This window comes from Streptomyces sp. NBC_01591, assembly GCF_035918155.1.
Lineage (GTDB): Bacteria > Actinomycetota > Actinomycetes > Streptomycetales > Streptomycetaceae > Streptomyces.
Genome location: NZ_CP109327.1, coordinates 8,624,437 through 8,649,271 on the forward strand (window position 1 = coordinate 8,624,437; position 24,835 = coordinate 8,649,271).

Here is a 24,835-nt window from a genome sequence, read left to right on the forward strand (position 1 = left end):
TGAGCCGGCATCAGCCCGGCCCGGGCGGGCGCGGGAGGAGTGTGGTCCCTCACGGCCCGTCCCCCGAGCCGTGGTCGGCCTGAAAGAGCTCCAGTTGAGCTTCTTCGGCGCTGCCGCTGCGGGCTGGAGACCGCTTCGACGATTGACGTCCTGCGGTGGGACTGCCACGGTATCTGCGGACGACCCGCCAGGACGTCAGGCGGGCGGCGCCGCGCTCGACCGGTGCCCGGGCCCGCCGGGGGCCCCGGTGACGCCCGCGCTCAGCCAGGGGCCGGCGCCCTGGGTCGGCGGGATCGGCCAGGACGGAAACGGCCTGGCCCTCACAGATGCGGATGATCCGGTGAGTGCGGGCGCGGTCAGGTCGTGAGCCCGGCCCGACAGCGTGCGGGCGGAATACCCCACGACGGTCGCTGAGATGTACCACGGGGGTCGGGACGCCCCCGTACACAGCCTTCTCCACACCCAGCTCCACCGGCCGGTCCGCGTTGCCGGACCGGTCCGACCCCTGCGGTACGGCGATCACCGGGGCCCTGTTCGCGGCGGTGCCTCACTGCAGTCGGGGCCGACCACTTCGGTGGTGGGCTGCATGACCCTCGGGATCAGGACCAGGGCTTGTTCCGGGCTGCCCGGCATGAAGGTGAAAGCCGGCCGCCCGGTGACTGCCCGCACCTGCACCCCGTGCCGGCGGCGCGTGGGGGAGCAGTCCGCGCGTGAGACTGCGACCCGGTCGCACTCGGCGAGGGCGCCGCCCGGCAGAGGGTCGAGTACGGCAGGACAGATGACCAACGAGGCCCCCCGGGCAGCATGATGGAGACATCAGACATCTCGATCAACAGCCCCGGGGCCTCGCTCGTGGCGGCTCGCAGACCGTCACTTGACGCGGCCACCTCGAAGAGGCTCACCGTCGGCAAAAGCGGGATCACGTCACGGCGGCAAGCCGACGAGCCCCGGGGCGAGAGGGTGATCGCGGTGGTCCCCCGCGCCGCGGCAGCCGTGCGGCACGGACACCGACAGATGCGTCCAAGTGCCCGAAGTCTTCAGTTGGACTCACTCGTGGACATCGACTTGGTTCAGCACGATTGAGATTCGCTGACTTCGTGAGCCGTGTGAGAGGGGCACCTGCGTGGAAATGGTGTTGCGCTACCAGGGGGTGAGGAAGAGCGATGACGATCCCGATCCCTGGCGGACCACGATCCACCCGGGGACGGTGCGCCGAGTGCTCGCCTACTTCCGCCCGCACATCCGCATGGTGGCGCTCTTCGTCGTAGTCGCCACGATGGAGGCGCTGACCGTCGCCGCAACTCCCTTGCTGCTGAGGGAGCTCGTCGACAACGGCATCGTCAAGAACGATCGCGGGGTCGTGATCTTGACGGCCTGCCTGGCCGTCGGCCTTGCCGTGCTGGGCGCGGGGTTGTCGCTGGTGTCCGCCTATATCTCCGGGCGGATCGGGCAGGTGGTCAGCTACGACCTCCGGGTTCAGGCGCTCGACCACGTCCGGCGGCTGCCGCTCGCGTTCTTCACCCGCACCCAGACGGGGGTGCTGGTCGGCCGGCTGCACACCGAACTGATCATGGCACAGCAGCAGTTCAGCGGCTTGCTGATGGCGGCCACCAGTGCGGTCATGGTCGTGGTGGTGCTGGCCGAGCTGTTCTACCTGTCGTGGCTTGTCGGCGTCATCACGCTGGCGCTGGTTCCGATATTCATCGTGCCCTGGGTTCACGTGGGGCGGGTGATACAGCGGCGCACCCAACGGCAGATGGACGAGAACGCCGGCCTCGGCGGACGGCTGCAGGAGCGGTTCAACGTACAGGGGGCGATGCTCTCCAAGCTCTTCGGCCGTCCGGACGAGGAGATGGCCGAATACGCGGATCGTGCCAATAGGATCCGCGAGATCGGCGTGAACCTTGCCGTCTGGGGCCGGATGGCCTTCGTGATGATGACGCTGATGGCCTCGCTCTTCCGCTATCCCACCGCGGAGGAGGTCTCACTGGCGTCTCTGGAGCATCTGCGGACCGATCGCGAGCACGGGAAAGCGACGCCGGATGTCCTGCGCGACGTGAGTTTTCACGTGCAGGCCGGAACCCTCACCGCAGAACTCCCGCCTGGGGCGGCTGTCCCTGGTCGCCGCCTCGATCGACGACGCGGCGGCCTGGTGCTTCCTGGCCACGCTGACGGCCGTGCACACCGGTTCCGGGGCCGCCGACGCTCTGCCCATGATCGGCTACAGCATCCTGTTCACCGCCGTGATGCTGCTCGGAGTGTCCCGGCTGCTGCGGCCGCTGGCGCGGCACGTCGGCCGACAGGGCACGCTGAGCCCCGGCGTGATGTACGTCGTCGTCATCGTCCCGATCGTCTGCGGATACCTCACCGACCTGATCGGGATCTACTCGGTCTTCGGCGGCTTCATCGCCGGCCTGGCCATGCCCCGTGACCCGCAGTTCCGCCAAGCGCTGCACAGCCGGATGATGGATACCGTCTCCACGCTACTGCTGCCCGTCTTCTTCGCCCTGTCCGGCCTCACCACCGACCTGCGGAGCATTTCGGCCGACACCCTGCTGTTCGGCGTCGCCGCGCTCCTGGCGGGACTCGCGGGCAAATACTTCGGCAGCACCCTGGCTATGAAGACACTCCGCTTCAGTTGGCGCGAGGCATTCGCTGTGGGAGGACTGATGAACGCCCGCGGCATGATGATCATCATCTTCATCAACATCGGCTTGGCGCAGGGCCTGATCACCAAGCCGGTGTTCTCCGTTCTCGTCATGGTCGCCGTCATCACGAGCACCGCGGCCCTGCCGCTGTACCGCCGGGCGCTCCCGAAACACCTGGAGATGCACTCGGCAGCGAAGCGCCCACTCCGGCGCCGGCACCACGCCCCCTGACGACAACCGACATGCACTGATGTGCAAGTACCCGCCGGAGGTCCAGACCCATGGTCGGGTCGAGGACATCCCGGCAGCCACCGGCTGGTGGCGGCCAGAACCAGATAGTGAGCCGCCGGGTGGTGACATATCGTCGGCGTATCGAGAATCGCATACGCCCGGGCAACACCCTGCTACATTGACTGGTGGCATGTCCTTCAACCCCTCCAGCGAACCAATGCGACCTGCAGCCCGGAATCCGGTCGTCAGGCCGATCAGCGCCGCCGAGCATATGGCGTTCGTGCGGGCCCAGCGGTCGGTCAGCTTTCTGCAGACCCCGGCGTGGGGCCGCGTCAAGACCGAGTGGCGCAGCGAGTCCCTCGGCTGGTTCGAGGGGCGGCGCCTGGTTGGTGCTGGGCTCGTACTGCACCGCCCGGTGCCGCGGCTCGACCGCTTCACGCTGGCGTATCTACCCGAGGGCCCGGTCATCGACTGGAGCGGCGAGATCGGTGCTTGGCTCGATCCGCTGGCGATCCATCTCAAGGCCCACGGCGCGTTCGCGATCCGGCTCGGCCCGCCGGTGTGCACACACACCTGGAGCGCCGCCCAGGTCAAGGAGGGCATCGCCGACCCGGGCAGCAAACGGCTCACCGACATCTCCGGCCACTGGGCCGACCCGGTCGGTGCCCGCGTGGCCAGCTGGTTCCGGGACGCCGGCTGGCTGCCGCAGAGCCCGGAGGACGGGTTCGGGGTCGGGCATCCACAGTTCAAGTACGAGATCCCGATGGTAGGCAGGACCGAGGACGAGCTGCTCAGGGGCATGAACCAGCAGTGGCGTCGCAACATCAAGAAGGCGGCTAAGGAGGGCGTCGAGGTCACGGTCAGCGACAGGGGCCCGGAGGACCTCAAGGCGTTTCACGACCTCTACGTCCACACCGCCGAGCGCGACCACTTCACACCCCGGCCGCTGCGCTACTTCGAGACCATGTTCGCGGCGCTGAGTGCCGAGGACCCCGAGCGGATCAAGCTCTACCTGGCCCGCCATCAGGGCGACTTGGCCGCCGCTACTCTCCTGGTCCGCGTCGGCACCCACGCCGTGTACGCCTATGGCGCCTCCTCCACCGCGAAGCGCGAGGTGCGCGGCTCCAACGCCTGCCAGTGGGCGATGATCCGCGACTCGCTCGCGGCCGGCTGCGACGTCTACGATCTGCGTGGCATCACCCCCACCCTCGACGCCGACGACCCGCACGTCGGCCTTGTCCAGTTCAAAGTCGGCACCGGCGGCCAGGCGATGCGGTACATCGGCGAGTGGGACCTGCCGCTGCGACCGATGGTTTACCGGGCCTTCGATCTCTATATGAGGCGGCGCGGACGCTGAACCGCACACACGACTCGATCGGTGCGGCGGTCACGACGACTCCCCGAGCCGGATCGCTGTCGCGGGGCATATCGTGGCCGACTCGCGTACGGCGTCGTGGAGTTCGGAGGGCGGAGTGTCATCGAGGAGTTCGACCATGCCGTCCTCGTCCCGCTGGTCGAAGACGTCGGGGCGAGCATCACGCACTGGCCCGAGGCAACACACCTGGGAACGTCGACCTCAACACGCATCATGGTTCTTCCCTGTTTCTCTGTGTGGGGCCCGTCACCAGATGACGGGTATTTACTCGACGCCGTAGACGATGGAGCCCTGCCTGAAGTCGATCTCCCTCCGGGGCACGGCAATCTTCAGGTCGGGAGGTGCCGGAAGAGCTCGGGCAGGACGATCCGCAGTTCGGTACGGGGCGGGCACTGGAAGGGCCGGGGATGACTCCGTTGCGCGAAGGGGACTTGGGAAGGTCACCTCCGCAACGGAGAAGCTTCGTTGCGTGTGGTTGCGCATCCATCCATCGTCGTCTCGCTACTGTGACCTGCGCACTCACAAGATCCCCGGGGCTTTGCAATCGCCCTGCCTGGCTACCGGCGACTGCGATATTCGCGTTACGCCGACGACACCATGCTCGGTGTCGTTTCGTGGGGTGTAGTTGAGGTACGGGGAGGGGTGTGTGCTGGGGATATCCGGGATTGGTTGAGACCGTGTGAGCGCGGGTTCGCGGGGGCGTAGGCCTGCTGGTCTGGGGATGTCTCTTCTTCGTTGAGATCACCTTGGCGTTCCTCAGATAGCGTCAACTCCTAAAGGACCAAGTGTGTTTTCCCTGGTCACAGCCTTCTGCGTCGACCGCTGGGCAGAAAATGAGAGGGGCTACCGGCGGGGTGCGCGGGACCCGTTCGGGGCGGGGCGGCGGTGGGTTTCGGCGAGGTGGTCCAGGCGGACCTGGTCCAGGGACGCCTTGGTGATGCGTTCGGTGCCGTCGAGGATGCTCGTGATCGCGGCTTGGCGGATCAGCCGGGTCAGGCTCCCGATCCTGCCTGCGGTCCTTTGGTGGAGGTAGGCGGTGTGGCGGGGGAGTGTCCCGGCCCGGTGCGCGCGGAGATCGAGTGCGGCTTCTACGCCCGCGATCAGTTCTCTGAAGGGTTCGCGTGTGCCGAGCCGTGCCGGGAACGCCCCGCATTCCACGAGGGAAGCCCGCCCGGCAAGCTGGGCCCCGCGCACACCGCTGAACAACGCGGTGGTGGTGACGTCGATGCCCGCGTACACGAACGTCGCCCCGATGCGTTCGGTGAGGTCTTTGAGCAGGTCGGTGGTTTCCGCGCCGGTGGTGGTGCGGGGGTTGAGCCGGTGGATCTCGTCGATGAGTACCAGACGCACGCCCGCATGGTTGTAGGTGTGGCAGACGGCGTCGGTGATCTGGGCCTGGGTCATGCGGGCGGTGACGGGGATGCCGAGGTAGCGGGCGAACTCCGTGGCCAGGGCTTTTGCTGTCGCCGCGGGCGGTACCAGGACGTAGGCGACCGGCACCGGCGCAGGAGGCGGCGGCCTGGCTGCGCGAGCTGGTGGCCGGCGGCGAACTCACCGCCGGCGAGGTCCTCGACGAGGCGGCCGACTCCGCGGTGCTGACCGGTCTGCTGGCGCTGCAGGAGGCGCGCATCGCGTCCAATCCGTGCACGGCGGCGGAGCTGTGCCTGAGCGCTGTGCCCCACATCGCGCTCGCGGTCACCCTGGCCAGCGCCGACCTGGACTGAGCGAGACCAGGAAAGAGACCCCCTATGTCAATCATCGGACCCGGCTACGACGACCCCGAGTACGACAACTACGACGGCAGCGCCGGTCCGGGTGCGCGGGTCAGGATTCGGGTCAGACGCACAGCGTTGAGCACCAGGAGGACGACATCGGTCCGCGGCTGCTCCGGCCGCGGCGGCCGTGAGGACCGGTTCTCGTCCAGGGCTGTTCGGTTGGCTGACCAGTGTGGATTCCTGAAGGTGGACGACCGGCTTCAGCGGACCAGGTCGTCCACCCCCGCCCAGCAGACCTCGGGGCAGGGCCGATTCTTGAAACCAGCTCGCCGACGCCCGCTGCCATGGGGTGGCCAGTTGCGGCTCCTCCAGGATCTCGGCGACCTTCCGCGCCAGCCCCGCGACCTGCGGCGGCAGGTAGCCGTCCAGCGAGTCGACGTCGTCACACAGCCTGGCCCTCAGCCCGTGCAGGCACGCCTCGGTGAACAGCTGCTGCTCATCGACCTCGGCCATCAACCCACCCTCGGCATAGCCCTGACCACAGCAATCGTCAAAACCTGTGGGTCGAGGCGTTAGCGTCGCCGAGCGGGGCGTTTGCAGCGGCGCCGGATGTGTTGCCTGAATCCTTCAGAGTCGCGCACTATCCGCGTGCCACAACTGCCGCAACGGCACGTCAGATTGGATTCTCCCCAGCCACCGACGTCTCGACGGTCACGAAGATCCGGTCCAGGTGATGATGGAGTACCTCGATGGCCGACTCCGGACTCCGCTGGCCCACGAGGATGCTGGTGCCCATGGTCGCCGCCATCGCAAGCAGACTGATCGCCTCCGTGCGTGCGTCGATGTCGGGACCGGCCAGGCCTGATGCCTGGGTCTGTTCGAGCAAGCCTGTCAGGGCGTTTTCCGCGGCGTCGGGGTTGTCGAGGAAGGGCTGAGCAGCCAGCGCCTCATTGGTCACGGACAGGATCGAGTAGGAGCTGTAGAGGAGGTGGAAGGTGCGGCTCTCCTCGTCGGTGGGGAGGGACGCCACGAGGATCGCCTCGATAGTCGCGCGGGGGCCCGGGTCCGGGCCGGCGGCAGCCAGGCGGGTGCCCACCCGTGCGGTGAAGCGATCGGTCAGGTGCTGGACCCCGTAGAAAAGCAGCTTCTCCTTGGTCTCGAAGTAGTACTGCACGAGCCGGAGTGACACTCCGGCCTCCGCGGCCACGTCGCGCATGCCGACGGCGTGCAGTCCTCGCCGCCCCGCGACCCGGATGAACGCATCGGCGATCTGGGTGCGCCGCTCCTCGTGATCCACACGCTTTGGCATGTGCCGGTGTCTCCGCCCGTCGGTGGTGGGGTTCGCCGTCCGCTCTCTCCGGACCCCTTCATGGTACCGCCGTACCACCATCATGGTACGGTCGTATTACGAAGAACGGATCTTCCCGGAGGTGCCCCGTGCCCGAGAACACGACCCGTGTGCGCCGCGACGTCGGCCGCTACGTCAACGACACCCTGCGCGACCGCTACTTCGCCGCCAGCGACGTCCTCTACGCGATGGGCGCACCCGTTCGTTCCGAGACGGACGTCGAGACGAGCTTCGGCACCACGCACGTCTACCGGTACGGCCCCTCGGACCCCGCCGCCGAATCCCGCACGCCGGTCGTCCTGATCCACGGCGCGGGCTACTGCTCGGCGATGTGGTACCCCAACACCCCCGCGCTCAGCGGCGAACGGCCCGTCTACGCGCTCGACACCCCAGGTGACGCCGGGCGCAGCGTGCACCGGGAGCCCATGTGGCAGCCCGAGCGTGCCGCCCAGTGGATGGACGAGGCCCTCGACGCGCTCGGCCTGGACCGGGTCCACCTCGTCGGCTCCTCATATGGCGGCTGGCTGGTGCTCAACCAGGCGCACCGCCGACCCGGACGGCTCGCCTCGGTCACCGCCCTCGACCCCGGCGGCCTGGAGAAGGTAGGCCTGCGCTTCTTCGCCTGGGTCTTCGTGAGCCTCTTCGCCAGCTTCGCCCCCAAGGCGCTGCGCCCCCGCCTCGCCTCCTGGCTGGAGCAGCCGGTCATCGCCGTTCCCGAGTTGCGAAAGTGGGTCCAGGTGGGCGCCCGGGCCTTCAGGATCCGCCGCCCCGCACCGCTGCCGCTGGCCGAGGATGCACTGCGCTCCATCCGGACCCCGCTCTACGTCATCATGGGCAAGCGCAGCCTTCTGGTACACCCGCAACGGCAGTTGGAGCGGGTGCCGCGCCTGATCCCCGGGGCCCGTGCCGAGATCATCGCCGCGACGGGCCACGGACCGCAGATCGACCATCCCGACGTGGTCAACGCCCGGATGCTGAGCTTCATGGAGGATGTCGACTCCCTCGACCCGGCCGCAGTCGACGCGTAGGACCTGCGGCTGGGGAACACTGGCGCAGGTGTGGCGGCTGCAGTCAGTGCAGGTGCAGCGGTGGTACGACCAGGACCACGGCGAGGAGACGTGGCCTTGGTGACGGATATCGCCTGCCCCGAATAGGCGAGAGTCGACACCGTTGGCCCGAGAGGCTGGACCCTCCCCGAAGCGGACCGACCTCGAGGCCGCCCGGTACGGTATCCACCGGCTGGGCCTGCTTCACCACCGGTGATCAGCTTTTCACCCCAGTCCCCTGTACCCCGGATCAGCGCTCTGGCCCGGGGTACAGCCGTGTCTCCACCAGCAACGCCGCCTGGTTCGGCACTCTGTGCGCATGACCGACGTCTTTGACCACGCGCCGCAGGTATGGAACGCCGCGCAGCTCCGCGCAGCACTCAAGGACCTGCCCGACGACACCCCCATTCACATTGGTGTCGCTGAAGACCCCGGCGACTTCGGCGGGTACCGCGAATCCGTCCTCGTCGACGCCGACCACGTGGAGAACTGGTGGCCGGCCACTGGCACCACGCCCGAACGGGCAGAGAAGGAGAAGGCGCTCACTCTCTTTGCCGACTGGACGCCCGGAGAGTACGACCTGCTCGACTGAACCTGTGAACCTGAATCCGGCTCTGACCGGAATTGCGTGAAAGCTCAGCCCGGTGACCAACTCCGTTGGTCGCCCAGGGACAGCGGCTCTAATCTGACGAGGTGATGAAACCGGAGGGGAGCCTGGTGCCGCGCCCGAGCGCGCGCGTGGTGTTGCTGGACGACGTCAGTCGGCTACTGCTGTTCTCCGCCCTGAACAAGGGGGACGGTTCCGTCCGGTGGTTCACCCCTGGAGGCGGGCTCAAGCCAGGCGAAAGCCACGAGCAGGCAGCCCTGCGGGAGTTGCAGGAGGAAACCGGGCTGACGAACCTCTCGCTGGGTCCGGAGATTTGGCGAGGGCGTCCGTGGACAGCGGTCCGGGGCAGCGTCGCTTATGAGGTTCGCCAGCGCTACTACATGGCCCGGGTGCCTGCGTTCCAGGTCGATACCTCGGCTTTCGAGGAGATCGAGAAGGCCGCGATCACTGGGCACCGCTGGTGGACCGTAGCGGAACTGGCCGCGACCTCGGATGTATTGCGGCCGGCTGGGCTGCCGAAACTGTTGGCGTCCTTGCTGACCGACGGCCCACCGGACCGACCGATCCCCGTAGACGGCTGAGCGCACGTCCTTACTGATCGTTTCAGAATGAGATCGGTGTGTTGGCTTGGCACTTAGGTGTTGCGTCGGCAGGATCTGCCGGGTGTCTGCTGATCTTGTGCCTGATGACTTGTGGGAGCGCATAGCCCCGCTGCTGCCGGTTCGTCCGCCTCGTCGGCAGCGGTATCCCGGGCGGTTGCCCGCCGATGACCGTGCTGCCCTGCGGGGCATCGTTTACGTGCTGCGCAAGAGTGTGAGCTGGCGGGATGTACCTGCAGAGCTGGTCGGCTGCAGTGGGGTGACGGCCTGGCGGCGCCTGCGGGACTGGACCGAGGCTGGCGTATGGCCCCGCCTGCATGAGGTCCTGCTTGCAGAACTACGCAGAGAAGGTCTGCTGGAGATGGATGACGCTGCGATCGACGGTTCGCACGTCAGAAGCTGTTGTCTTTCCGGACGTGATGGACGTGTTTCCGCTGGTCGGGGATAGGAGTGGTGGGTTCGTGGGAGTGGTGGCCTGTCGGGTCGTCGTTCCCCGGGAGGTCGCGGATGCCGTCGGTTGTTGGACTGCTGGAACAACACGAACTCGCTGCTCGGCGTCGAGTCGACGGGCTGCGGGCGGAGGCCGACCGCATCCAGGCCGAGCTGGCTGCGGCCGAGCTGGAATGGCAGGAGTGGGCGATCGCTCGCAGGCGGGTCGATGCGGTGCTGGCTCCGGTCGGCGGCACCGCCGAAACGGAGGTCCCCGAGGATCCGCGGGACGCGGAGGCGCGGTCAGTGTCTGGGGAGGCGGCGAAGCCGAAGTCGCAGGTGCCGGTGTGGCGTGACGGTCTTTCCTCGGCGGCGCTGTCGGTGGACTACCAGCGCATTCTGCAGGCTCTCGCGGACCGGGCCCGGCTCGGTCAAGGGCCGCTGACCTGCCAGGAGATGGCCGCGGTGTTCGGCGTGGACCCGGTGCCGGCCAAGGTGGAGGCGCTGCGGTCGAAGGCGAAACGTCTGGTCGCGCGCGGCTGACTGGCCGAGCGGCAGCCGGGCCGGTTCACGCTCGCTGCGGGTGTGGCCGGGCCAGGCGGCGGGTCATGAGCAGGGTCATCGACCAGTAGATCATCGCCTCGGCGCTGGTGGTGCGGCGCTCGAAGTCGCGGGCCAGGCGGCGGGTGCGCATCAGATGCGCGAAGAACCGTTCGACGATCCACCGCTTGGGCAGCACCACGAAGCCGCGCATGTCGTCGCTGCGTTTGACGATCGCCAGGACCAGGGCGAGCGTGGCCAGGCAGTGCTCGACGAGGCTGCCGGTGTAGCCGCCGTCGGCCCAGACGCGGGCGAGGCGGTGGTGCGAGTCGGCCACTTGCCTCAGCAGGACGTGGGCGGCAGCGCGGTCGCCGGTGTCCGCGGCGGTGACCATCACGCCCAGCAGCAGGCCGAGGGTGTCGACCACGACGTGCCGCTTGCGCCCGTTGACCAGCTTGCCGCCGTCAAAGCCGCGGCTGTCCACGCCGACGACGGCGTCCGCCTTGACGGACTGCGAGTCGATCACACCCGCACTCGGCTCCGCATCGCGGCCCAGCCTCTCGCGGACCCTGGCACGCAGCCGGTCGTGGAACTCCTTGACCAGCACGTGGTCGCGCCAGCGGCGGAAGAAGGCATACACCCGGTCCCACGGCGGGAAGTCGGCGGGCATCGCCCGCCACTTGATCCCGTTGTCCACGAGATACCGGACCGCGTCCAGCAGCGCGCGGTGGCAGTACCCTTCCGGCCGGCCGCCCCGCCCGCGCATCCAGCCCGGCACCGGCAGCAGCGGCCGGACCTCAGCCCACTCCCCGTCCGTCATGTCCGTCGGGTACCGGCGCTGCCGCGCGGGCCGGTCGGCCGCGTTGCCGTACACGTGCGCGAGGCAATCACACGATGGAGCAGCCGAGTTGGACTGCCCGGCCGTCGGCACGGAAGACTGCGGCATCGGGGCCTCCTGTTGCTCTATGGATTCGACACCCACGAGCTGTTCAGGAGGTCCCGTCTTCATGCCCTGGCCACGGCAGGATCACCCAACCGGGAATCCACGTTCGACCGCCACCGCTCAAGATCGAAAAGACAACAGCTTCTGAGCGGCGGGATCACCATGTGGCGCCCATGAGATCAGGTACCCGATGCGTTCGGCTCTTGGCGGGCCTCGCGCCTGGCCTTCTGGGCGGCGGGCTGGGCGGGCTGGGCGGGGGCAATGAACAAGCCGTCGAGCACCCTGTTCATGAAGTTCATCACGACCAAGAGCTTCATGCCGTTCGTCATCTACCGGATCATTCTGGGCATTTTGCTTTTTGTCCTGGTCGGCGCGGGAGTCCTGAGCCCGCACGCAGGCGAGTCTGCCGGGTGATCCACTCTCCATCCCCTGCCTCCCCCCGTTATGTTTTTCGCGGTCCTGCAAGAGGGCCGCTGGCCTCCGGGCCCGGCATGACTGTGTCCCCCTGTCGAACGGATGACCTGGGGGGTGGTGTCACCGGGCCCGGGAGGTGCCGTCGGAGACGCTGATGAGAGGTCCGGCCACCGCCCGGTCCGGCGCAATGCCGGACAGCTCGCGGGCGGCAGGTCTGCATAACGTGGATGCGCGCGTACGACACCGACGCCGAGGCCGGCACGTTCAACTCCCCTGGAAGGGAACAATGTTCGAAACCGAAGACGTGGGCGTGTTCCTCGGCCTGGACGTCGGCAAGACGGCCCATCACGGCCACGGGCTCACCCCGGCAGGCAAGAAGGTCTTCGACAAGCCCCTGCCCAACAGCGAGCCGAAACTGCGGGCCGTCTTCGACAAACTGGCCGCCAAGTTCGGCACCGTCCTGGTGATCGTGGACCAGCCCGCCTCCATCGGAGCCCTGCCCCTGGCCGTCGCCCGGGACACGGGCTGCAAGGTCGCCTACCTGCCCGGCCTGGCCATGCGCCGGATCGCCGACCTCTACCCCGGCGAGGCCAAAACGGACGCCCGCGACGCCGCCGTCATCGCGGACGCGGCCCGCACCATGCCGCACACCCTGCGAACCCTGGAACTCACCGACGAGATCACCGCCGAGCTGACCGTCCTCGCCGGCTTCGACCAGGACCTCGCGGCCGAGGCCACCCGCACCAGCAACCGGATACGCGGCCTGCTCACCCAGTTCCACCCCTCGCTGGAACGTGTCCTCGGCCCCCGTCTCGACCACCAGGCCGTCACCTGGCTGCTGGAACGCCACGGCTCGCCGGCCGCCCTACGCAAAGCCGGACGCCGCCGCCTCGTCGAGCTCGTCCGCCCCAAGGCCCCGCGCATGGCAGGACGGCTGATCGACGACGTCTTCGACGCCCTGGACGAGCAGACCGTCGTGGTCCCGGGGACCGGCACCCTCGACATCGTCCTGCCCTCCCTGGCCCGCTCGCTCGCCGCCGTCCACGAACAACGCCGGGCCCTGGAAGCCCAGATCAACACCCTGCTGGAGGCCCACCCTAATGGGCAGTGATGCGGGGCACCGCCAGGCCCACCCCGGCCCGTCGACGCCTTGAAAGAGACTGCGGGCCCCGCATCACCCTCGTGACGGTGGTCGGTGCCGGAGAAGCCGCGCACACCCCCAGGGACTTGGATCCCTTGGTCAAGAGTCGGCCTCCGGTGCCGTCCAGCGTCACGAGTCCGTACCCCACCGCATCCAGTCCGATGATCGGATCGTTGAAGTTTGTGGTCCGAGCCGCCCACAGGGGTCACCTCTCACCACGCCTGGAGCCGCCGAGCTCTGGAGCAGACCGAGGGCCCTGTGAGTCGCTGGGGTCACGAACGGCTAATCGGATGCAGGGCCATCGAGCCCTTCCATTAGGGAGACGCGTGCCCCCGCACGGCTGCGACCAGCAGGACACCCCAGACCGAGAGGACGAACACGCCACGATGACCGTCACCTGCGGAATCGACTGGGCCAGCGACCACCACGATGTCGCTCTGATCGACCACGAGGGCACCTTGTTATCCAGGGCCCGAATCAACGACGACCTCGAGGGCCTGCACCAGCTCCTCAGTCTCCTCACCGCTCACGGCGACAGCGCGAACACCCTGATTCCTGTCGCGATCGAGACCTCCCGCGGCCTCCTTGTGGCCTGCCTGCGAGCCACCGGCCGGCCCGTCTACGCGATCAACCCGATGGCCGCCGCACGCTACCGCGACCGGCATACGGTCACCCGCAAGAAGTCCGACCACCTCGACGCCATGGTGCTCGCGAACATCTTGCGCACGGACAAGGCCGCCCACCGGCCGCTGCCCGACGACAGCGAACTCGCCCGCGCTATAGCCGTCCTGGCCCGCGCTCAGCAGGACGCGGTCTGGGACCGCACCCAAGCGGGCAACAAACTCCGCTCCCACCTGCGCGAATGCTTCCCCGGCTTCCTCGCGACCTTCCAGCACAACCGCGAAGGAATCAGCAGCAACGTCGCCCGCGTCCTCCTGGCCGCGGCCCCCACACCCGAACAGGCGGCCAGGCTCACCCGCGTCCAGCTGCGCTCGCTCCTGAAAAGGGCCGGCCGCCAACGCGGCATCGAGGCGGAAGCCGAACGGCTCCGAGACGCACTGCGCATCCCGCAGATGCGCCAGCCTCCGCAGGTCGAGCAGGCCATGGGCCGCCAGGCCATCGCCCTGCTCAGACAACTTGATGCCGCCTGCACCAGTGTCGACGACCTCGCCGAAGCGACGGTGGAGTCTTTTGACACGCACCCGGACGCCGAGGTCATCACCAGCTTTCCAGGGCTCGGGGCTCTCACCGGCGCCCGGGTGCTCGCCGAGATCGGTGACGACCGATCCCGCTTCACCGACGCTAGAGGGCTCAAGGCCTTCGCCGGAGCCGCACCGGTCACCCGGGCGTCCGGCAGGAGCCTCGCGGTCATGGCCCGACGGGTCAAGAACCAGCGTCTGGCCTCGGTCGGCTATGTCTGGGCCTTCGCCAGCCTGACCGCTTCACCCGGAGCCCGGGCCCACTACGACCGGCGGCGAGCCGATGGAGACCGTCACACCGCCGCTCAGCGCAACCTCTTCAACCGCATGCTCGGCTGCCTCCACCACTGCCTTACCAAGCGAACCCGCTATGACGAGCTCGCCGCGTTCCCCGCACCGTCAACCCCACAACTCACCATCGCCGCTTGACAGATCAACTGCATCGGATGTCTCTTTCCCCGGTCCTGACCTCGATGCCCGGAGTCGGCGTCAGGACCGCCGCAGTCCTGCTGACCACCGTCGGCGACGGCACCGGCTTCCCCACCGCCGCCCACCTCGCCTCCTACGCCGGCCTCGCCCCCACCACCAAGCAGTCAGGCATATCGATCCACGGCGAACACGCACCCCGAGGAGGAAACCGGCAGCTCAAACGCGCCATGTTCCTCTCCGCCTTCGCCTGCATGAACGCCGATCCCGTCTCCCGCACCTACTACGACAAACAACGCGCCCGCGGCAAGACCCACACACAGGCCCTCCTCCGCCTCGCACGCCAACGCATCAGCGTCCTGTTCGCCATGCTCCGAGACGGCACCTTCTACGAGCCCCGCGAACCCCGAACCAACACCCCAGCAACCGCATGAACCCCACCCCGGCAAACCACCCCAGAACCGGCACCTTGGGGTTGACGAAGAACATAGAGGCACCCCCCGCCAGAAAGCGAGATTGCTCCGCGTCGTCAGGGCGTGGGGGGCACCGCGTTCGCCGTCGCCGCCGCGCTCCTGGTCCCGGCTGTTCAGGCCGAGGCGACGGCCGCGTGCGCGCCCCGCGCCACCGGCGTGTGCAAGGCCGGCAGCGCGCACCCCGGCGGGTGTCACCGCCCAATGCAAGGACGGGGCCTACAGCTCCTCGAAGACGTTCCGCGGTACTTGCAGCCGCCACGGCGGTGTTCGGTACAGGTACAAGTACAGCTGCTTGGAGACTACTTGGTGCGCGATCGACCTGCTCGGCCACCACGGAGCCGTCCACGTGTGGTGGTGGCACATCACGACACGCGCCTCAGGTTCGCCGAGCGAAGGAGACCGCCCCACTCGCCCTCACCGGCTGCTGTTTCGGGCGAGGGAAACGGGATCGGCCACGAGTCGAGCCAGGCGCCGATGTCCTTGGGTGTCTTGGGATTCGGGCCCGGTTTTCAGTGACCGCCTGCCCCAGGTGCAGCGGACGGTTTCCTGCGCGACGGTGGATGGGGGCCATCTGACTCTCGGGAGAGCCATGATCATCAAAGTGCTGCACGAGAAGGGCCTGAAGTCCGAGCACGCGTACTGCGCCGGCTTCCTTTCCGTCGGTCTGGCCGTTGCCTCGTGGGCCGGGTCGTTGAAAGCGGAGTGCCGGACGGGGCGTGCAGATCACTGGGGCATCTTCGTCGGCGAGTGGGCGCCGACCTTCTTCGCTATCGGTCTGGCCCTCGCCAACTACGAGCACGACGACCAGGAGACCGCATCTGAGGCGTTGCACACCGTGGCCGACTGACAACCGAGCGCGCTGTCGTCGTGATCACCCACCGTGAAGCCCTCGCCCGGGCACTGTCACGTTGACTGACCGGCCTGGGATGATCTTCTGGTTGGTCGTGCTGGGAGGGGGCGTCCGTGGACAGCGCGCCGCCGTCGTACAAGGGGCACCGGTAACCGGTGGAGATCATTGCGCACTGCGTGTGGCTGTACTTCCGTTTCCCGCTGTCGTTCCGCGAGGTCGAGGAGCTGATGCTCGAGCGCGGCGTGATCGTCTCCCACGAGACGGTCCGCCGCTGGTGTACGAAGTTCGGGCAGGCCTACGCCAACGGCCTGGGCCGCCGGCGTGTGCAGCCGGGTGACAAGTGGCACCTGGACGAGGTCTTCCTCAGGATCAACGGTGAGCTGAAGTACCTGTGGCGGGCCGTCGACGCCGATGGCAACGTGCTCGACATTTTGGTCCAGGGCCGAAGGGACAAGGCTGCGGCCAGGCGGTTCTTCCACAAACTGCTCAAGAAGACCTGCTCGGTGCCGAGGGTGATCGTCACCGACAAGCTCCGCTCCTACGGCGCGGCCCACCGCGAGGTCATGCCCTCCGTAGAACACCGCGCCCACAAGGGTCTGAACAACCGGGCCGAGAACAGCCATCAGCCGACGAGGCAGCACGAACGCGCGATGAAGGGCTTCCGCAGTACCGGCGGGGCCCAGCGGTTCCTGTCCGCGTTCAGCGGCATCTCACCGCACTTCCGACCACGCCGCCACCTGATGACCGCCACCCAATACCGCACCGAGATGACCACCCGCTTCACCATCTGGGACGAGATCACCGGCGCCACCGACCAGCCCATCGCAGCGTAAGCCAGGCCCCCACCCGACCCCTACACACCCTGACGCGCCCTCAATCGATCAACACCGCACCAACGTGACAACGCCCCGCTGCGCACTCACCCACCGTCCGAGGTCTTCGCCCTGGACGACGACGTTGCGTTCACGGTTCGCCAGCGGGCCTTTCACGCGCTGGGGCGTACGCTGCGTTCGGCGATGCGGATCAGGGGGCGCTCGGGTACCAGGCGGCTGACGACGCGTGACACCAGGGCATTGCCGGCGCCGTCGACGACGGTCGCCTTGCGTCCGCCGAGCGCCGCGAGTGCTGTGGCGACGACCTGCTGCGGTGTGCGCCGGCTGCCGACCGACGCGTTGTCACCGGCCACGTCGAAGAACGGGGTGTCGGTGGCGCCCGGGCAGATCCCGAGGACGGTCACACCGGTGCCGCGGGTCTCGCCCCAGAGGGAACGCGTGAAGGACAGGACGAATGCCTTCGTCGCGGAGTACACCGCCATGTGCGGCACCGCCTGGAATCCGGCCGTGCTGGCGACGTTGATGACGGTGCCGCGCCCGCGCTCGACCATGCCGGGCAGGAGCCGGGTGGTGTTGCCGACGAGCGTGCCGACGTTGAGCTGCACCTGGGACGCCATGTGGCCGGGGTCGGCCTCGGCGAGGTCGCCGTGGGAAGCGAAGCCGGCGTTGTTGATGAGGATGTCCACCACGACGCCCTGCTTGTCGAGCGTGCGCGCGAGGGTCTCGGAGGAGTCGGGCAGGGAGAGGTCGAGGGCGATGGGTCTGACGGTCACGCCGTGCTTGGTCCGCAGGGTCGAGGCGAGCTCCTCCAGCTTGTCTTTCGAACGGGCGACGAGGACCAGGTCCACACCGCGGGCGGCCAGCTGTCGGGCGAACTCGGCGCCGATCCCTGACGAAGCGCCGGTGACGACGGCCAGCTGGGAGGTGAGAGTGTCCGAGTAGTTCATGTCTGTCTCCATACCGACTTGAAGGTTTTTTTCTTGGCGATGAAAAGGCCGACGTGGCCGACGTGCGTGATGTCCGGCCTGCCCGCGTTCAGTGAGCTTCGATGGTCGCCTCAATGACTTCGGCGAGAGCGCCTGCTGCACGGCGCAGCTCTTCGGGAGTGGCGCGCCCCGTGGCCTCGAGGACGCCCTTCAGCCCGTCGAACGCGCCCACGAATACGGTCGCCAGCACGTGGGCGTCGGCCGGAAGGTGCAGGTCGCCCGCGCGGGCGCCGGCCAGAAGGAGTTCTTCGACCAGGCCGACCCACTCCGCGAGAACGGACACCTGAGCGCGTTCCTGCGGTGACTCGGTGGTGAGCTCGCGGTCGAGCCGCACGACGGACCATCCCGCGGGTTCGGCGATGACGAGGTCCACGAGGACGGGGACGAGTCCGCGTACCTGCGCAGCCGGCCCTCCGAGCCCCTCGAGCTGCCTGCGCACATGCGCAAGCATCCCCTGCTTCTGATCGTCGACGACCGCATGGGCCAGGGCGGCCTTGCTCTTGAAGTGGAAGTACACGGCACCCTTGGTGAGGCCGGTCTCGCTCACCACGTCGTCCATCCGGGCCAGGGCGTACCCCTTGGCATCGAAGACACGGGCGGCGGCGCGCAGAATCTCCCGGCGCGTCGCCGCGCCCTTCGGTGTCAGTTGATCCACTGGCCTTCCCATGCCCCCAATACTAAATACCTTCGAGTCGGTTTTTCAAGTTGATCAAGAGCCGCGTCACCCGGAGGGCCCCGGCCGCGGCGAGCGGCGAACTGGTGTGTTCGGCATGACCGGCCGGATGCAGGTGCCCGATCCGGGAATCGTGGAGGCGGCCCAGACCGCCCTCGACGAGGCCCTGGCGCCGCCCGCTGGTCTCAGCCAAGCGGTTCTGCCCGTCCATGCGCTCCCTGTACGCCGGGCCCAGGCCGCGCACCCTGACGCGGCCGGCGCTAGCGATCGGCTGCTGTCCCGGCTGGGAACAGGCCGGTTTCCCCCACGCGGTCCTGGCCGCCCAGGACCGTGTCCGAGGGGCCGAAAAGCGGCACGGCTGGACCAGTGTCGTGGACAGCGAGGCTGCCGAACTGCTTCCACTACGCCCGCCGGTCATCATGGTCAACCCCGAAGACCTGGCCGAACTGGGCATCGCCGACGGCGATCCGGTGGACCTGGCCAGCGGGCGGCGCAATGGCTGGGAGCGCTGCGCAGAAGGCTATTGCATGGTCGTCTACCCGGCGAGCGGGGCCACGGTCTGGCGCTCTGGGGCCCTGCACAATGAAAAGGGGCTGAAGGGCGAACCAGGCCCGCGTGGGCGGCATAGTGTCGGGGACTTTCGCAGTCATCGGTGTCACGGATCTGGCGGGCGTTCGACCCACAGCCGCACCGCTCGGAGAAGACCTTCAAGCTGTCGACCGATCCGTACGTCGTCGACAAGGTCCACGATGTCGTCGGCCTCTACCTGGACCCGCCGAACGGGCATTGGTGTTCTGTGTGGATGAGTCGGGTCGGACTGGGGCGCGGTGACACCATTTCTGGTGTTCCGTTTCCCCGGCCCGCCCGCCCGCCGAACCGGACGTGCCCGTCTCCGAGCATCCGGCTCTCCACGTGCTCTTGCCGCCGGTTGGCCGACGGCTGCCGGTATTGGCGTCCATGGTGTCGGTATGTTCCGCCTCCGATATCGGTAGCGGACCACCGGAACCTTTTGGGGTTGGATCAGCGAGATCCCGTCTTCGGCCGGCGTTTCCCCGGGAGGAAACGCCGGAACAAGGATGCCCACGGGACACGAGGATGTCGTTTACGCAGCCAGCGGGTCACCCGATGCCAGGAATACTCATCGAGATAGCAGCCACGCAACCGTCGACTTTCGTTGAGACGGTCGAATCGTCATGCCTGTCCGATTCTTTCGGGGACGCCGGTGACGTCCCGTTGGTGTGGTTCAGCTGAACGTGATCGTCAGGTGGAGAGCGCCAGGGTGCGGGATGCGGAGTAGGTGGGCGCGGCGGGTGGCGTCGCGCAGGAACGTGGTGGGGCCGCTGGTGAGGCTGGCGGCGCGTGGGGCATCCCACCGGATCAAGATCGTGGTGTCGCCACGGCGCACGGTAAGGCCGTCCGCGGCAGCCGAAGTCGCGCTGCCGTAGGCCGCCTCCGTGCCGTCGGTGAAGGTCACCTGGTCGGTCGGGTGCAGCACGAGCGGGATCAGTTCGCTCGCCGCCGAGCCGGCGGTCACGACGCGACGCACGGACTGCTGGGCGACAGTGACGTCGGTGGTGACCGCGGAGTCGGGGGTGCGATACTGGATGCAGAAGGGTTCGCCGGGGGAGAGGTCGCCGCCGGTCCAGGGCCGTGCGGTGGGCGCACCGGTGAAGTACTCGGCCGTCAGGTCGCTGTTGGCGTCGAGCCGGCCGCCGTCGAGCTCGGTGGCCCAGGAGTCGCCGTTGTTGAGTGAGTACACGACCATGCCTGCGTCGGGGTGCCACAGGAAGGTGAGGCCGGAGCGGACGAGGCTGGTGGCTCGGGTGCCGAAGAAGGTTCCCAGGTAGAGGCTGGGGCGCCGGATGAAGAGGAAGTCCTGTTTGGCGTCACGGCGGAGTTCGACGAAGTTGTCCTGCCTCAGGTACGGCAGATCGGAGATCGCGTCGTTCTTCTCTGCACGGGTCGGGGACCCATCGCCGTAAGGGACGTGCGCGATGACGCGCGGGGAGGTCTTGCCGCGCTCCAGCACCGGCACGGGATTCGGATCCGCCGCCCAGGCGGCGCGTGCGTCCGCCCGGTCCTCACGGGCGGTGAAGAACGCCGCGAGCTCGGGTGTTTCAGGCACGAAGAGCGAGCCGAGGTGCGTGCGGTCGGGCTCCAGCATGACCCCGTCGTACGAGAGGGAGCTGGTGCGGGCGGAGGCGGCGACGTTGGTGAAGTAGCCCGATCCATCGGGCTCCCACACCAGGTTGTAGCCGAGCCAGGGGGCGAATTTGCGGGCCATGGAGAGCATGGCCGGATCGCCGGTGAGGTGATAGAGCTCGGCCATGTCCGGCAGCATGACATCGAAGTTGTAGCCGACATCCATGCCGCGTGGTTCGTAGAAGAAACCTTGTGGGCTCTGACCGCGGTCTGCGATGAAGGTGATGCGTTCTGCCAGCCGTGTCTGCAAAGCGGCATCGGGGTCCAGTTGCAGACTCAGAGTCGCGCCTGCGAGGCCGGCGATGTAGTGGTTGGTGTATCTCAGGGGGTTCTGCCAGACGGTGGTGTTGCCGGGGTCGAGGAACCACACCATCGCTCTGTGCACGGCGGTCCGGATCTCGGTCTGCCGCTCGGGCAGGGCCCCGGCCGTGCGCAGAACCTGCAGCGTCTTGCTCAGATACCCGAGTCCGAAACCGGTGGCCGCTCTGGAATATTCGGTGGGGCGGTACTCCGGCCATGAGCCGTTGTCGTGCTGCAGGCGCAGATAGTGCTGGAGCGCTGCGTCGAGGCGGGCCAGCAGTGCCGGGTCACCGGCGTACGGGTTCCAGGGCCGGGAGTTGGCGTAGAACCAGCTCAGCGTGTACACGTGCTCCTGGATCCGGGCGTTGTACGGCTCGTCCGGCGTGCGCCACCAGCCGCCCTTGAACCAGCCGTATGTGGCCGGGTCGGCATCCTCGATGTCGTTTGCCATCGGCGCGAGGGTCACCAGGTACGGCGCGTACCGCTGCTCCTCGGGGGCGAACAGCGTGCGGTCGGGGAGTCCCGGGGGCAGCGGGTCGAGGAGCCGCAGGGCGGTCGTCCCCTCGGTGGCGCCGGCGGGGCGGGCGGGCAGCGCGGTCAGCAGCGCTGCGGCGCCGGCAGCTCCGAGCAGCGCGCGGCGGCTGAGGCCGGGGAGTCCGGGCGCGGTGTGGATAGGTCTGTCGGTCGGGTGTCGCACTGGTGTCTCCTTCTGAAGAGGTGGTTTCAGCTGCGGGTGAATTCAGTGAGGAGTTCCGCCAGCGGCGTGCGAGGTATACAGGCGTCGACGCGGAATGAGCCGGCCAGAGCTGCGATGCCGGCGTCGTCGACAGTGGCGAAGAGGGCGGCGAAGTCGGCGAGCATGGGCTCCCCGAGCAGAAGTTCACGGACGAGCCTGCGCACGTACCAGCGCTGGCCGAAGGGCTGGGGGTCGAAGTCGGGGTACTCGGTGGCCATCAGCTCATCGAGCGGGGCGAGGGCGTGGCCGATGCCCTCCTCGCCGGTGGACCAAGGCTCGGTGCCCAGCCGCTCCTTCTTCTCCCTGATCGGCTGCAGCAGCCGGGACCAGGGTGAGTCGGGGTCGAGGGACACCAGCCCGGACAGATGGGTGTCCTTGTAGGTCCAGATGGACCAGTTCGCCCCGTGCTCACGGTAGATCTCCAGCTGATCGCGCAGTACGGCGTAGCGGTGCTTGTCGACTGCGGGGTCGCCGGAATAGACCGGCCCGAACTCGCCCACCCAGACTGGTGTGCCCGTTCTGCGGGAGTGCTCGGTTCGCTCCAGGAAGCGCTCCTCCAGCCAGCTGCGGTCGACATACTGTCCGCGTACTACGCCCGGGTACTCGGTCGCGTCACGGATTCCGGCGAGGGCGTAGTCGTGGGCGGAGTACACGGTGTTGTCGAATCCACTGCCGATGGCATCGAAGTCGTTGGCGTAGCGGTTGCCGTCGAGGAAGATCACATGGTCCGGGTCTATGGCCCGTACGGCGTCGACGAGTCGGCGGTAGAACGGACCGATCACCTCGCCGGTGGGATCGCCGGGCTCGTTGAGCAGGTTGAACCCGGCTACCTCGGGCCGGCCCCGGAACCGGTCCGCAAGCGCCTCCCAGATGGCCACCACTCGGTCCTGGAAGTGGCGGTGGCGCCACAGCCAGGCATGGTGGCTCGGATTGTCGCTGTGCTCGGACTGGTTCTGAAAGCCTGGTGCGGCATGCAGGTCGATGATGGTGTAGATGCCGTGCCGGGCGCAGGCGTCGATGGCGGTAGTGAGCCGCCGTATTCCGTCCTCCTTGATGTCGAACGGGTTGGCATCGTCGGAGAGGTGCCGGTAATTGACCGCAATGCGAACGCAGTTGAGTCCGGTGCGGGCGATCAGCGCTGCATCGGCGTCGGTGAAGAACTCGTCCAGGATGAGGTCGAACAGCCGGTCGGCCTTTTCTGCGCCCATGGAATGCCGCAGCGCGTCCCTGGCCTGGTGCTCGGCGCCGGGGAAGCCGTTGAGGAAGTTCTCCATCATCATCCAGCCGCCGAGCCCGGTGCCGCGCAGAGTCACTGGATTTCCGGACGGGGTGACGAACCGGTCACCGGATACTGTGAGCATTTCCATGACTAACCCTTCAGACCACTGTTGACGATTGACTTGATGAACCAGCGCTGGGCCACCAGGAATACCGCGAGAACCGGAATGACCGTGAGCGTGCTGGCCGCGAGCTGCACATTCCAGACCGGGGCTCCAAAGTTGTCCACGATCTGGGTGAGCGCTACCGGCAGGGTGAACATCTCCGGGCTGCGCAGGAACACCAGCGGTTCCAGGAAGGAGTTCCAGCTGTGCAGGAAGGAGAGCAGTGCCACCGCTGAGAGCGAAGGTCCGGCCAGCGGGAGCGCGATCCGGAAGAACAGCCCGAAACGCCCCAGACCGTCGAGCCTTCCGCTCTCCTCCAGCTCGGCCGGCAGGCCAAGGAAGAACTGGCGCATGACGAAGGTGCCGAAGACCGAGTTGCTGCCGAACACGGCCGGAATGATCAGCGGCCAGTGCGTGTCGGTCCAGCCGATCTCGGAGAACAGCCGGAACAGCGGAACGATGATGACCTCGCTCGGCATCAGCAATGCGGTGAGCAGGAGGACGAACATGGTGCCGCCGCCGATGAGGCGGACCCGGGCGAAGGCGTAACCGGCCATGGCCGAGACCACGACGCTGCCGACACACACCAACGCCGCGATATAGAGACTGTTGAAGTACTGACGGCCGAAGGGCTGGTAATCGGTGATACGGGCGTAGTTGTCCCACCGCCAGTCGCTCGGGAGCAGCGAGGGCGGATAGGAAAAGATCTCCGAGATCGGTTTGAGGGAGCTGCTCACCATCCACAGCAGGGGCAGGAGGAACGGCACCGCGAGGGCCACCATCAGTACGTACAGCAGGATCCGCCCGAATGCGGGCTTCCGAGCCCTGCGTCGGAACAGGGCCAAGGGGTTACTGCTCATGGAACACCCACTTCTTGCGCAACCACCACTGCACGACGGTCAGGACCAGGACAGCGAGGAAGAGCAGTACCGCGAGGGCACTCGCGTAGCCGAGGTCGAAGAACTTGAATGCCTGCAGATAGACGTAGTAGGCGAGTACGGTCGTGGCGTTACCCGGACCGCCGCCGGTCAGCACCATGACCTGGCCGAAGACCTGAAGCGAGCCGATCACCGTGACGATCGCGGCCAGCAGCATGGTCGGGCTGATCATCGGCAGGGTGATCCGGCGGAATATGGTCCAGGGAGGGGCGCCGTCGACCCTTGCCGCCTCCCGCAGCTCCGTGGGGACGCTTTGCAGGGCGGCCAGAAAGAGCACCATGTTCACGCCCACACCTTTGAGGACCTGCACCAGGATCACCGAGAACATCGCGGTGTCCGGCTCGCGCAGCCAGTTGGGACCATCGGCGCCGACCATGCGTATGAGCAGGTTGAGGCCGCCGTCCTTGCTGAGCAGGAAGCTCCATACGATGGTCCACGCGATGACCGACACGACGGTCGGGGAGAAGAAGATCGCGCGGAACACTATGGTGCCGCGCAGCCCCTGGTCCAGCAGCACGGCGAGCAGCAGGGCGAGGCAGATGTTGAGCGGCACCAGACCCAGGGAGAACACGGCCGTGTTCTGAGCCACCTCAATCGCGAGCGGGTCGTCGAGCAGCTTCCGGTAATTGTCACCGCCGATGAAGCTGATATCGCCGGTGAGATTGTTGTACTTCGTAAAGCTGTAGTAGACGACGGCTATGAGGGGCCCCAGCACGAAAGCGGCGAATCCCACCATCTGCGGGGCGATGAGTACGTACCCGGCGAGCATGTCCCGCCGACGCCACCGCGGGGTCCGTTGCC

General features: G+C 67.7%; 20 protein-coding genes and 12 pseudogenes. 18 read left to right on the top strand and 14 right to left on the bottom strand.

Features of this window, described 5'->3' with window-relative positions:
• Positions 1–107 precede the first annotated feature (107 nt).
• Positions 108–381: pseudogene (locus OG978_RS39870) on the bottom strand (IS5/IS1182 family transposase); the annotation flags it as partial.
• 865 nt (positions 382–1,246) lie between these two features.
• On the opposite strand from OG978_RS39870, the pseudogene OG978_RS39880 reads away from it, so the two are divergent.
• From OG978_RS39880 to OG978_RS39890, 3 genes and pseudogenes are all read left to right on the top strand, one after another.
• Positions 1,247–1,945, top strand: a pseudogene (locus tag OG978_RS39880) (ABC transporter transmembrane domain-containing protein); the annotation flags it as partial.
• A 187-nt stretch (positions 1,946–2,132) separates the two neighbouring features.
• A complete protein-coding gene (locus OG978_RS39885) occupies positions 2,133–2,879 on the top strand; it encodes a cation:proton antiporter (protein ID WP_326770304.1) in 747 nt (248 codons plus the stop codon).
• A 217-nt stretch (positions 2,880–3,096) separates the two neighbouring features.
• Positions 3,097–4,236, top strand: a complete 1,140-nt coding sequence (locus OG978_RS39890; RefSeq protein WP_442817634.1) for a lipid II:glycine glycyltransferase FemX — start codon at positions 3,097–3,099, stop codon at positions 4,234–4,236.
• Between the two features lie 30 nt (positions 4,237–4,266).
• On the opposite strand, the pseudogene OG978_RS39895 reads toward OG978_RS39890, so the two are convergent.
• Positions 4,267–4,466: pseudogene (locus tag OG978_RS39895) on the bottom strand (ferredoxin).
• 631 nt (positions 4,467–5,097) lie between these two features.
• Positions 5,098–5,757, bottom strand: a pseudogene (locus OG978_RS39900) (TniB family NTP-binding protein); the annotation flags it as partial.
• Positions 5,758–5,789: 32 nt separating this feature from the next.
• On the opposite strand from OG978_RS39900, the gene OG978_RS39905 reads away from it, so the two are divergent.
• Complete coding sequence (locus tag OG978_RS39905; RefSeq protein ID WP_326763357.1) at positions 5,790–5,978, top strand: hypothetical protein; 189 nt, start codon at positions 5,790–5,792, stop codon at positions 5,976–5,978.
• Between the two features lie 27 nt (positions 5,979–6,005).
• Here the strand turns inward: OG978_RS39905 and OG978_RS39910 are convergent, their stop codons facing one another.
• Together OG978_RS39910 and OG978_RS39915 are read right to left on the bottom strand one after the other, a co-directional pair.
• Positions 6,006–6,482, bottom strand: coding sequence for a hypothetical protein (locus OG978_RS39910; protein WP_326763356.1), 477 nt, complete (start codon positions 6,480–6,482; stop codon positions 6,006–6,008).
• Positions 6,483–6,642: 160 nt separating this feature from the next.
• Positions 6,643–7,278 carry a TetR/AcrR family transcriptional regulator gene (locus tag OG978_RS39915; RefSeq protein WP_326763355.1) on the bottom strand — a complete coding sequence of 212 codons (636 nt, stop codon included), beginning with the start codon at positions 7,276–7,278 and terminating at the stop codon, positions 6,643–6,645.
• A 128-nt stretch (positions 7,279–7,406) separates the two neighbouring features.
• Here OG978_RS39915 and OG978_RS39920 point away from each other — a divergent pair, with 128 nt between their 5' ends.
• From OG978_RS39920 to OG978_RS39940, 5 genes and pseudogenes are all read left to right on the top strand, one after another.
• On the top strand, positions 7,407–8,345 hold the full coding sequence (locus OG978_RS39920) for an alpha/beta fold hydrolase (RefSeq protein WP_326763354.1): 939 nt from the start codon (positions 7,407–7,409) through the stop codon (positions 8,343–8,345).
• Positions 8,346–8,682: 337 nt separating this feature from the next.
• Complete coding sequence (locus OG978_RS39925; RefSeq protein ID WP_326763353.1) at positions 8,683–8,955, top strand: DUF6225 family protein; 273 nt, start codon at positions 8,683–8,685, stop codon at positions 8,953–8,955.
• 104 nt (positions 8,956–9,059) lie between these two features.
• Positions 9,060–9,551 (top strand): NUDIX hydrolase, encoded by a 492-nt coding sequence (locus tag OG978_RS39930; RefSeq protein WP_326769886.1) that lies wholly within the window; start codon positions 9,060–9,062, stop codon positions 9,549–9,551.
• Between the two features lie 82 nt (positions 9,552–9,633).
• Positions 9,634–10,014 (top strand): annotated as a pseudogene (locus OG978_RS39935) (transposase); the annotation flags it as partial.
• A 62-nt stretch (positions 10,015–10,076) separates the two neighbouring features.
• Positions 10,077–10,610: pseudogene (locus OG978_RS39940) on the top strand (hypothetical protein).
• Here the strand turns inward: OG978_RS39940 and OG978_RS39945 are convergent.
• The gene (locus OG978_RS39945; RefSeq protein WP_326763352.1) at positions 10,567–11,484 is read right to left on the bottom strand and encodes an IS5 family transposase; all 918 of its coding nucleotides are present in this window, start codon (positions 11,482–11,484) and stop codon (positions 10,567–10,569) included. The pseudogene OG978_RS39940 and the gene OG978_RS39945 sit on opposite strands and share 44 nt — an antisense overlap.
• 176 nt (positions 11,485–11,660) lie before the next feature.
• Positions 11,661–11,810, bottom strand: coding sequence for a hypothetical protein (locus OG978_RS39950; protein ID WP_326770308.1), 150 nt, complete (start codon positions 11,808–11,810; stop codon positions 11,661–11,663).
• Here OG978_RS39950 and OG978_RS39955 point away from each other — a divergent pair.
• The 7 genes and pseudogenes from OG978_RS39955 to OG978_RS39985 form a co-directional block, all read left to right on the top strand.
• Positions 11,767–11,895 (top strand): annotated as a pseudogene (locus OG978_RS39955) (undecaprenyl-diphosphatase); the annotation flags it as partial. The gene OG978_RS39950 and the pseudogene OG978_RS39955 overlap by 44 nt on opposite strands.
• 286 nt (positions 11,896–12,181) lie before the next feature.
• Positions 12,182–12,994 (top strand): annotated as a pseudogene (locus OG978_RS39960) (IS110 family transposase); the annotation flags it as partial.
• 428 nt (positions 12,995–13,422) lie between these two features.
• Positions 13,423–14,664 (top strand): IS110 family transposase, encoded by a 1,242-nt coding sequence (locus tag OG978_RS39965; protein ID WP_326769885.1) that lies wholly within the window; start codon positions 13,423–13,425, stop codon positions 14,662–14,664.
• Between the two features lie 23 nt (positions 14,665–14,687).
• A pseudogene (locus OG978_RS39970) lies at positions 14,688–15,095 on the top strand (transposase); the annotation flags it as partial.
• 82 nt (positions 15,096–15,177) lie between these two features.
• A pseudogene (locus OG978_RS39975) lies at positions 15,178–15,390 on the top strand (DUF3761 domain-containing protein); the annotation flags it as partial.
• A 333-nt stretch (positions 15,391–15,723) separates the two neighbouring features.
• Positions 15,724–15,981, top strand: a complete 258-nt coding sequence (locus tag OG978_RS39980) for a hypothetical protein (protein WP_326769884.1) — start codon at positions 15,724–15,726, stop codon at positions 15,979–15,981.
• Positions 15,982–16,139: 158 nt separating this feature from the next.
• Positions 16,140–16,817, top strand: a complete 678-nt coding sequence (locus OG978_RS39985) for an IS6 family transposase (protein ID WP_326763351.1) — start codon at positions 16,140–16,142, stop codon at positions 16,815–16,817.
• Between the two features lie 152 nt (positions 16,818–16,969).
• Here the strand turns inward: OG978_RS39985 and OG978_RS39990 are convergent, their stop codons facing one another.
• The 3 genes from OG978_RS39990 to OG978_RS40000 all read right to left on the bottom strand — a co-directional run bounded on the left by OG978_RS39990 (position 16,970) and on the right by OG978_RS40000 (position 18,687).
• A complete protein-coding gene (locus OG978_RS39990) occupies positions 16,970–17,764 on the bottom strand; it encodes an SDR family NAD(P)-dependent oxidoreductase (RefSeq protein ID WP_326763350.1) in 795 nt (264 codons plus the stop codon).
• A gap of 88 nt (positions 17,765–17,852) precedes the next feature.
• Complete coding sequence (locus OG978_RS39995; RefSeq protein WP_326763349.1) at positions 17,853–18,470, bottom strand: TetR/AcrR family transcriptional regulator; 618 nt, start codon at positions 18,468–18,470, stop codon at positions 17,853–17,855.
• A 10-nt stretch (positions 18,471–18,480) separates the two neighbouring features.
• On the bottom strand, positions 18,481–18,687 hold the full coding sequence (locus OG978_RS40000; RefSeq protein WP_326763348.1) for a hypothetical protein: 207 nt from the start codon (positions 18,685–18,687) through the stop codon (positions 18,481–18,483).
• Between OG978_RS40000 and OG978_RS40005 the strand changes: the two are divergent.
• Both OG978_RS40005 and OG978_RS40010 read left to right on the top strand, forming a co-directional pair.
• Positions 18,686–18,955, top strand: a pseudogene (locus OG978_RS40005) (hypothetical protein); the annotation flags it as partial. The gene OG978_RS40000 and the pseudogene OG978_RS40005 sit on opposite strands and share 2 nt — an antisense overlap.
• 155 nt (positions 18,956–19,110) lie before the next feature.
• Positions 19,111–19,301 (top strand): annotated as a pseudogene (locus tag OG978_RS40010) (IS630 family transposase); the annotation flags it as partial.
• A gap of 418 nt (positions 19,302–19,719) precedes the next feature.
• Here the strand turns inward: OG978_RS40010 and OG978_RS40015 are convergent.
• The 4 genes from OG978_RS40015 to OG978_RS40030 are packed head-to-tail and all read right to left on the bottom strand — an operon-like array spanning position 19,720 to position 24,803.
• Complete coding sequence (locus OG978_RS40015; RefSeq protein WP_326763347.1) at positions 19,720–21,675, bottom strand: hypothetical protein; 1,956 nt, start codon at positions 21,673–21,675, stop codon at positions 19,720–19,722.
• Positions 21,676–21,701: 26 nt separating this feature from the next.
• On the bottom strand, positions 21,702–23,075 hold the full coding sequence (locus tag OG978_RS40020; protein ID WP_326763346.1) for a glycoside hydrolase family 5 protein: 1,374 nt from the start codon (positions 23,073–23,075) through the stop codon (positions 21,702–21,704).
• An 8-nt stretch (positions 23,076–23,083) separates the two neighbouring features.
• Positions 23,084–23,956 carry a carbohydrate ABC transporter permease gene (locus OG978_RS40025; protein ID WP_326763345.1) on the bottom strand — a complete coding sequence of 291 codons (873 nt, stop codon included), beginning with the start codon at positions 23,954–23,956 and terminating at the stop codon, positions 23,084–23,086.
• Positions 23,946–24,803 (bottom strand): carbohydrate ABC transporter permease, encoded by an 858-nt coding sequence (locus OG978_RS40030; protein ID WP_326771045.1) that lies wholly within the window; start codon positions 24,801–24,803, stop codon positions 23,946–23,948. Before OG978_RS40030 ends, OG978_RS40025 begins: the two co-directional genes overlap by 11 nt.
• Positions 24,804–24,835: the final 32 nt, after the last annotated feature.

What these genes read in the sequence shown, in the direction of transcription:
- OG978_RS40025 (WP_326763345.1), bottom strand. Translation starts at nt 23,956, where the DNA reads ATGAGCAGTAACCCCTTGGCCCTGTTCCGACGCAGGGCTCGGAAGCCC.
- OG978_RS40000 (WP_326763348.1), bottom strand. Translation starts at nt 18,687, where the DNA reads ATGGACGGGCAGAACCGCTTGGCTGAGACCAGCGGGCGGCGCCAGGGC.
- OG978_RS39930 (WP_326769886.1), top strand. Translation starts at nt 9,060, where the DNA reads ATGAAACCGGAGGGGAGCCTGGTGCCGCGCCCGAGCGCGCGCGTGGTG.
- OG978_RS39950 (WP_326770308.1), bottom strand. Translation starts at nt 11,810, where the DNA reads ATGACGAACGGCATGAAGCTCTTGGTCGTGATGAACTTCATGAACAGG.
- OG978_RS40030 (WP_326771045.1), bottom strand. Translation starts at nt 24,803, where the DNA reads ATGCTCGCCGGGTACGTACTCATCGCCCCGCAGATGGTGGGATTCGCC.
- OG978_RS39990 (WP_326763350.1), bottom strand. Translation starts at nt 17,764, where the DNA reads ATGAACTACTCGGACACTCTCACCTCCCAGCTGGCCGTCGTCACCGGC.
- OG978_RS39925 (WP_326763353.1), top strand. Translation starts at nt 8,683, where the DNA reads ATGACCGACGTCTTTGACCACGCGCCGCAGGTATGGAACGCCGCGCAG.
- OG978_RS40020 (WP_326763346.1), bottom strand. Translation starts at nt 23,075, where the DNA reads ATGCTCACAGTATCCGGTGACCGGTTCGTCACCCCGTCCGGAAATCCA.
- OG978_RS39965 (WP_326769885.1), top strand. Translation starts at nt 13,423, where the DNA reads ATGACCGTCACCTGCGGAATCGACTGGGCCAGCGACCACCACGATGTC.
- OG978_RS39910 (WP_326763356.1), bottom strand. Translation starts at nt 6,482, where the DNA reads ATGGCCGAGGTCGATGAGCAGCAGCTGTTCACCGAGGCGTGCCTGCAC.
- OG978_RS39995 (WP_326763349.1), bottom strand. Translation starts at nt 18,470, where the DNA reads ATGGGAAGGCCAGTGGATCAACTGACACCGAAGGGCGCGGCGACGCGC.
- OG978_RS39890 (WP_442817634.1), top strand. Translation starts at nt 3,097, where the DNA reads ATGCGACCTGCAGCCCGGAATCCGGTCGTCAGGCCGATCAGCGCCGCC.
- OG978_RS39980 (WP_326769884.1), top strand. Translation starts at nt 15,724, where the DNA reads ATGATCATCAAAGTGCTGCACGAGAAGGGCCTGAAGTCCGAGCACGCG.
- OG978_RS39945 (WP_326763352.1), bottom strand. Translation starts at nt 11,484, where the DNA reads ATGCCGCAGTCTTCCGTGCCGACGGCCGGGCAGTCCAACTCGGCTGCT.
- OG978_RS39915 (WP_326763355.1), bottom strand. Translation starts at nt 7,278, where the DNA reads ATGCCAAAGCGTGTGGATCACGAGGAGCGGCGCACCCAGATCGCCGAT.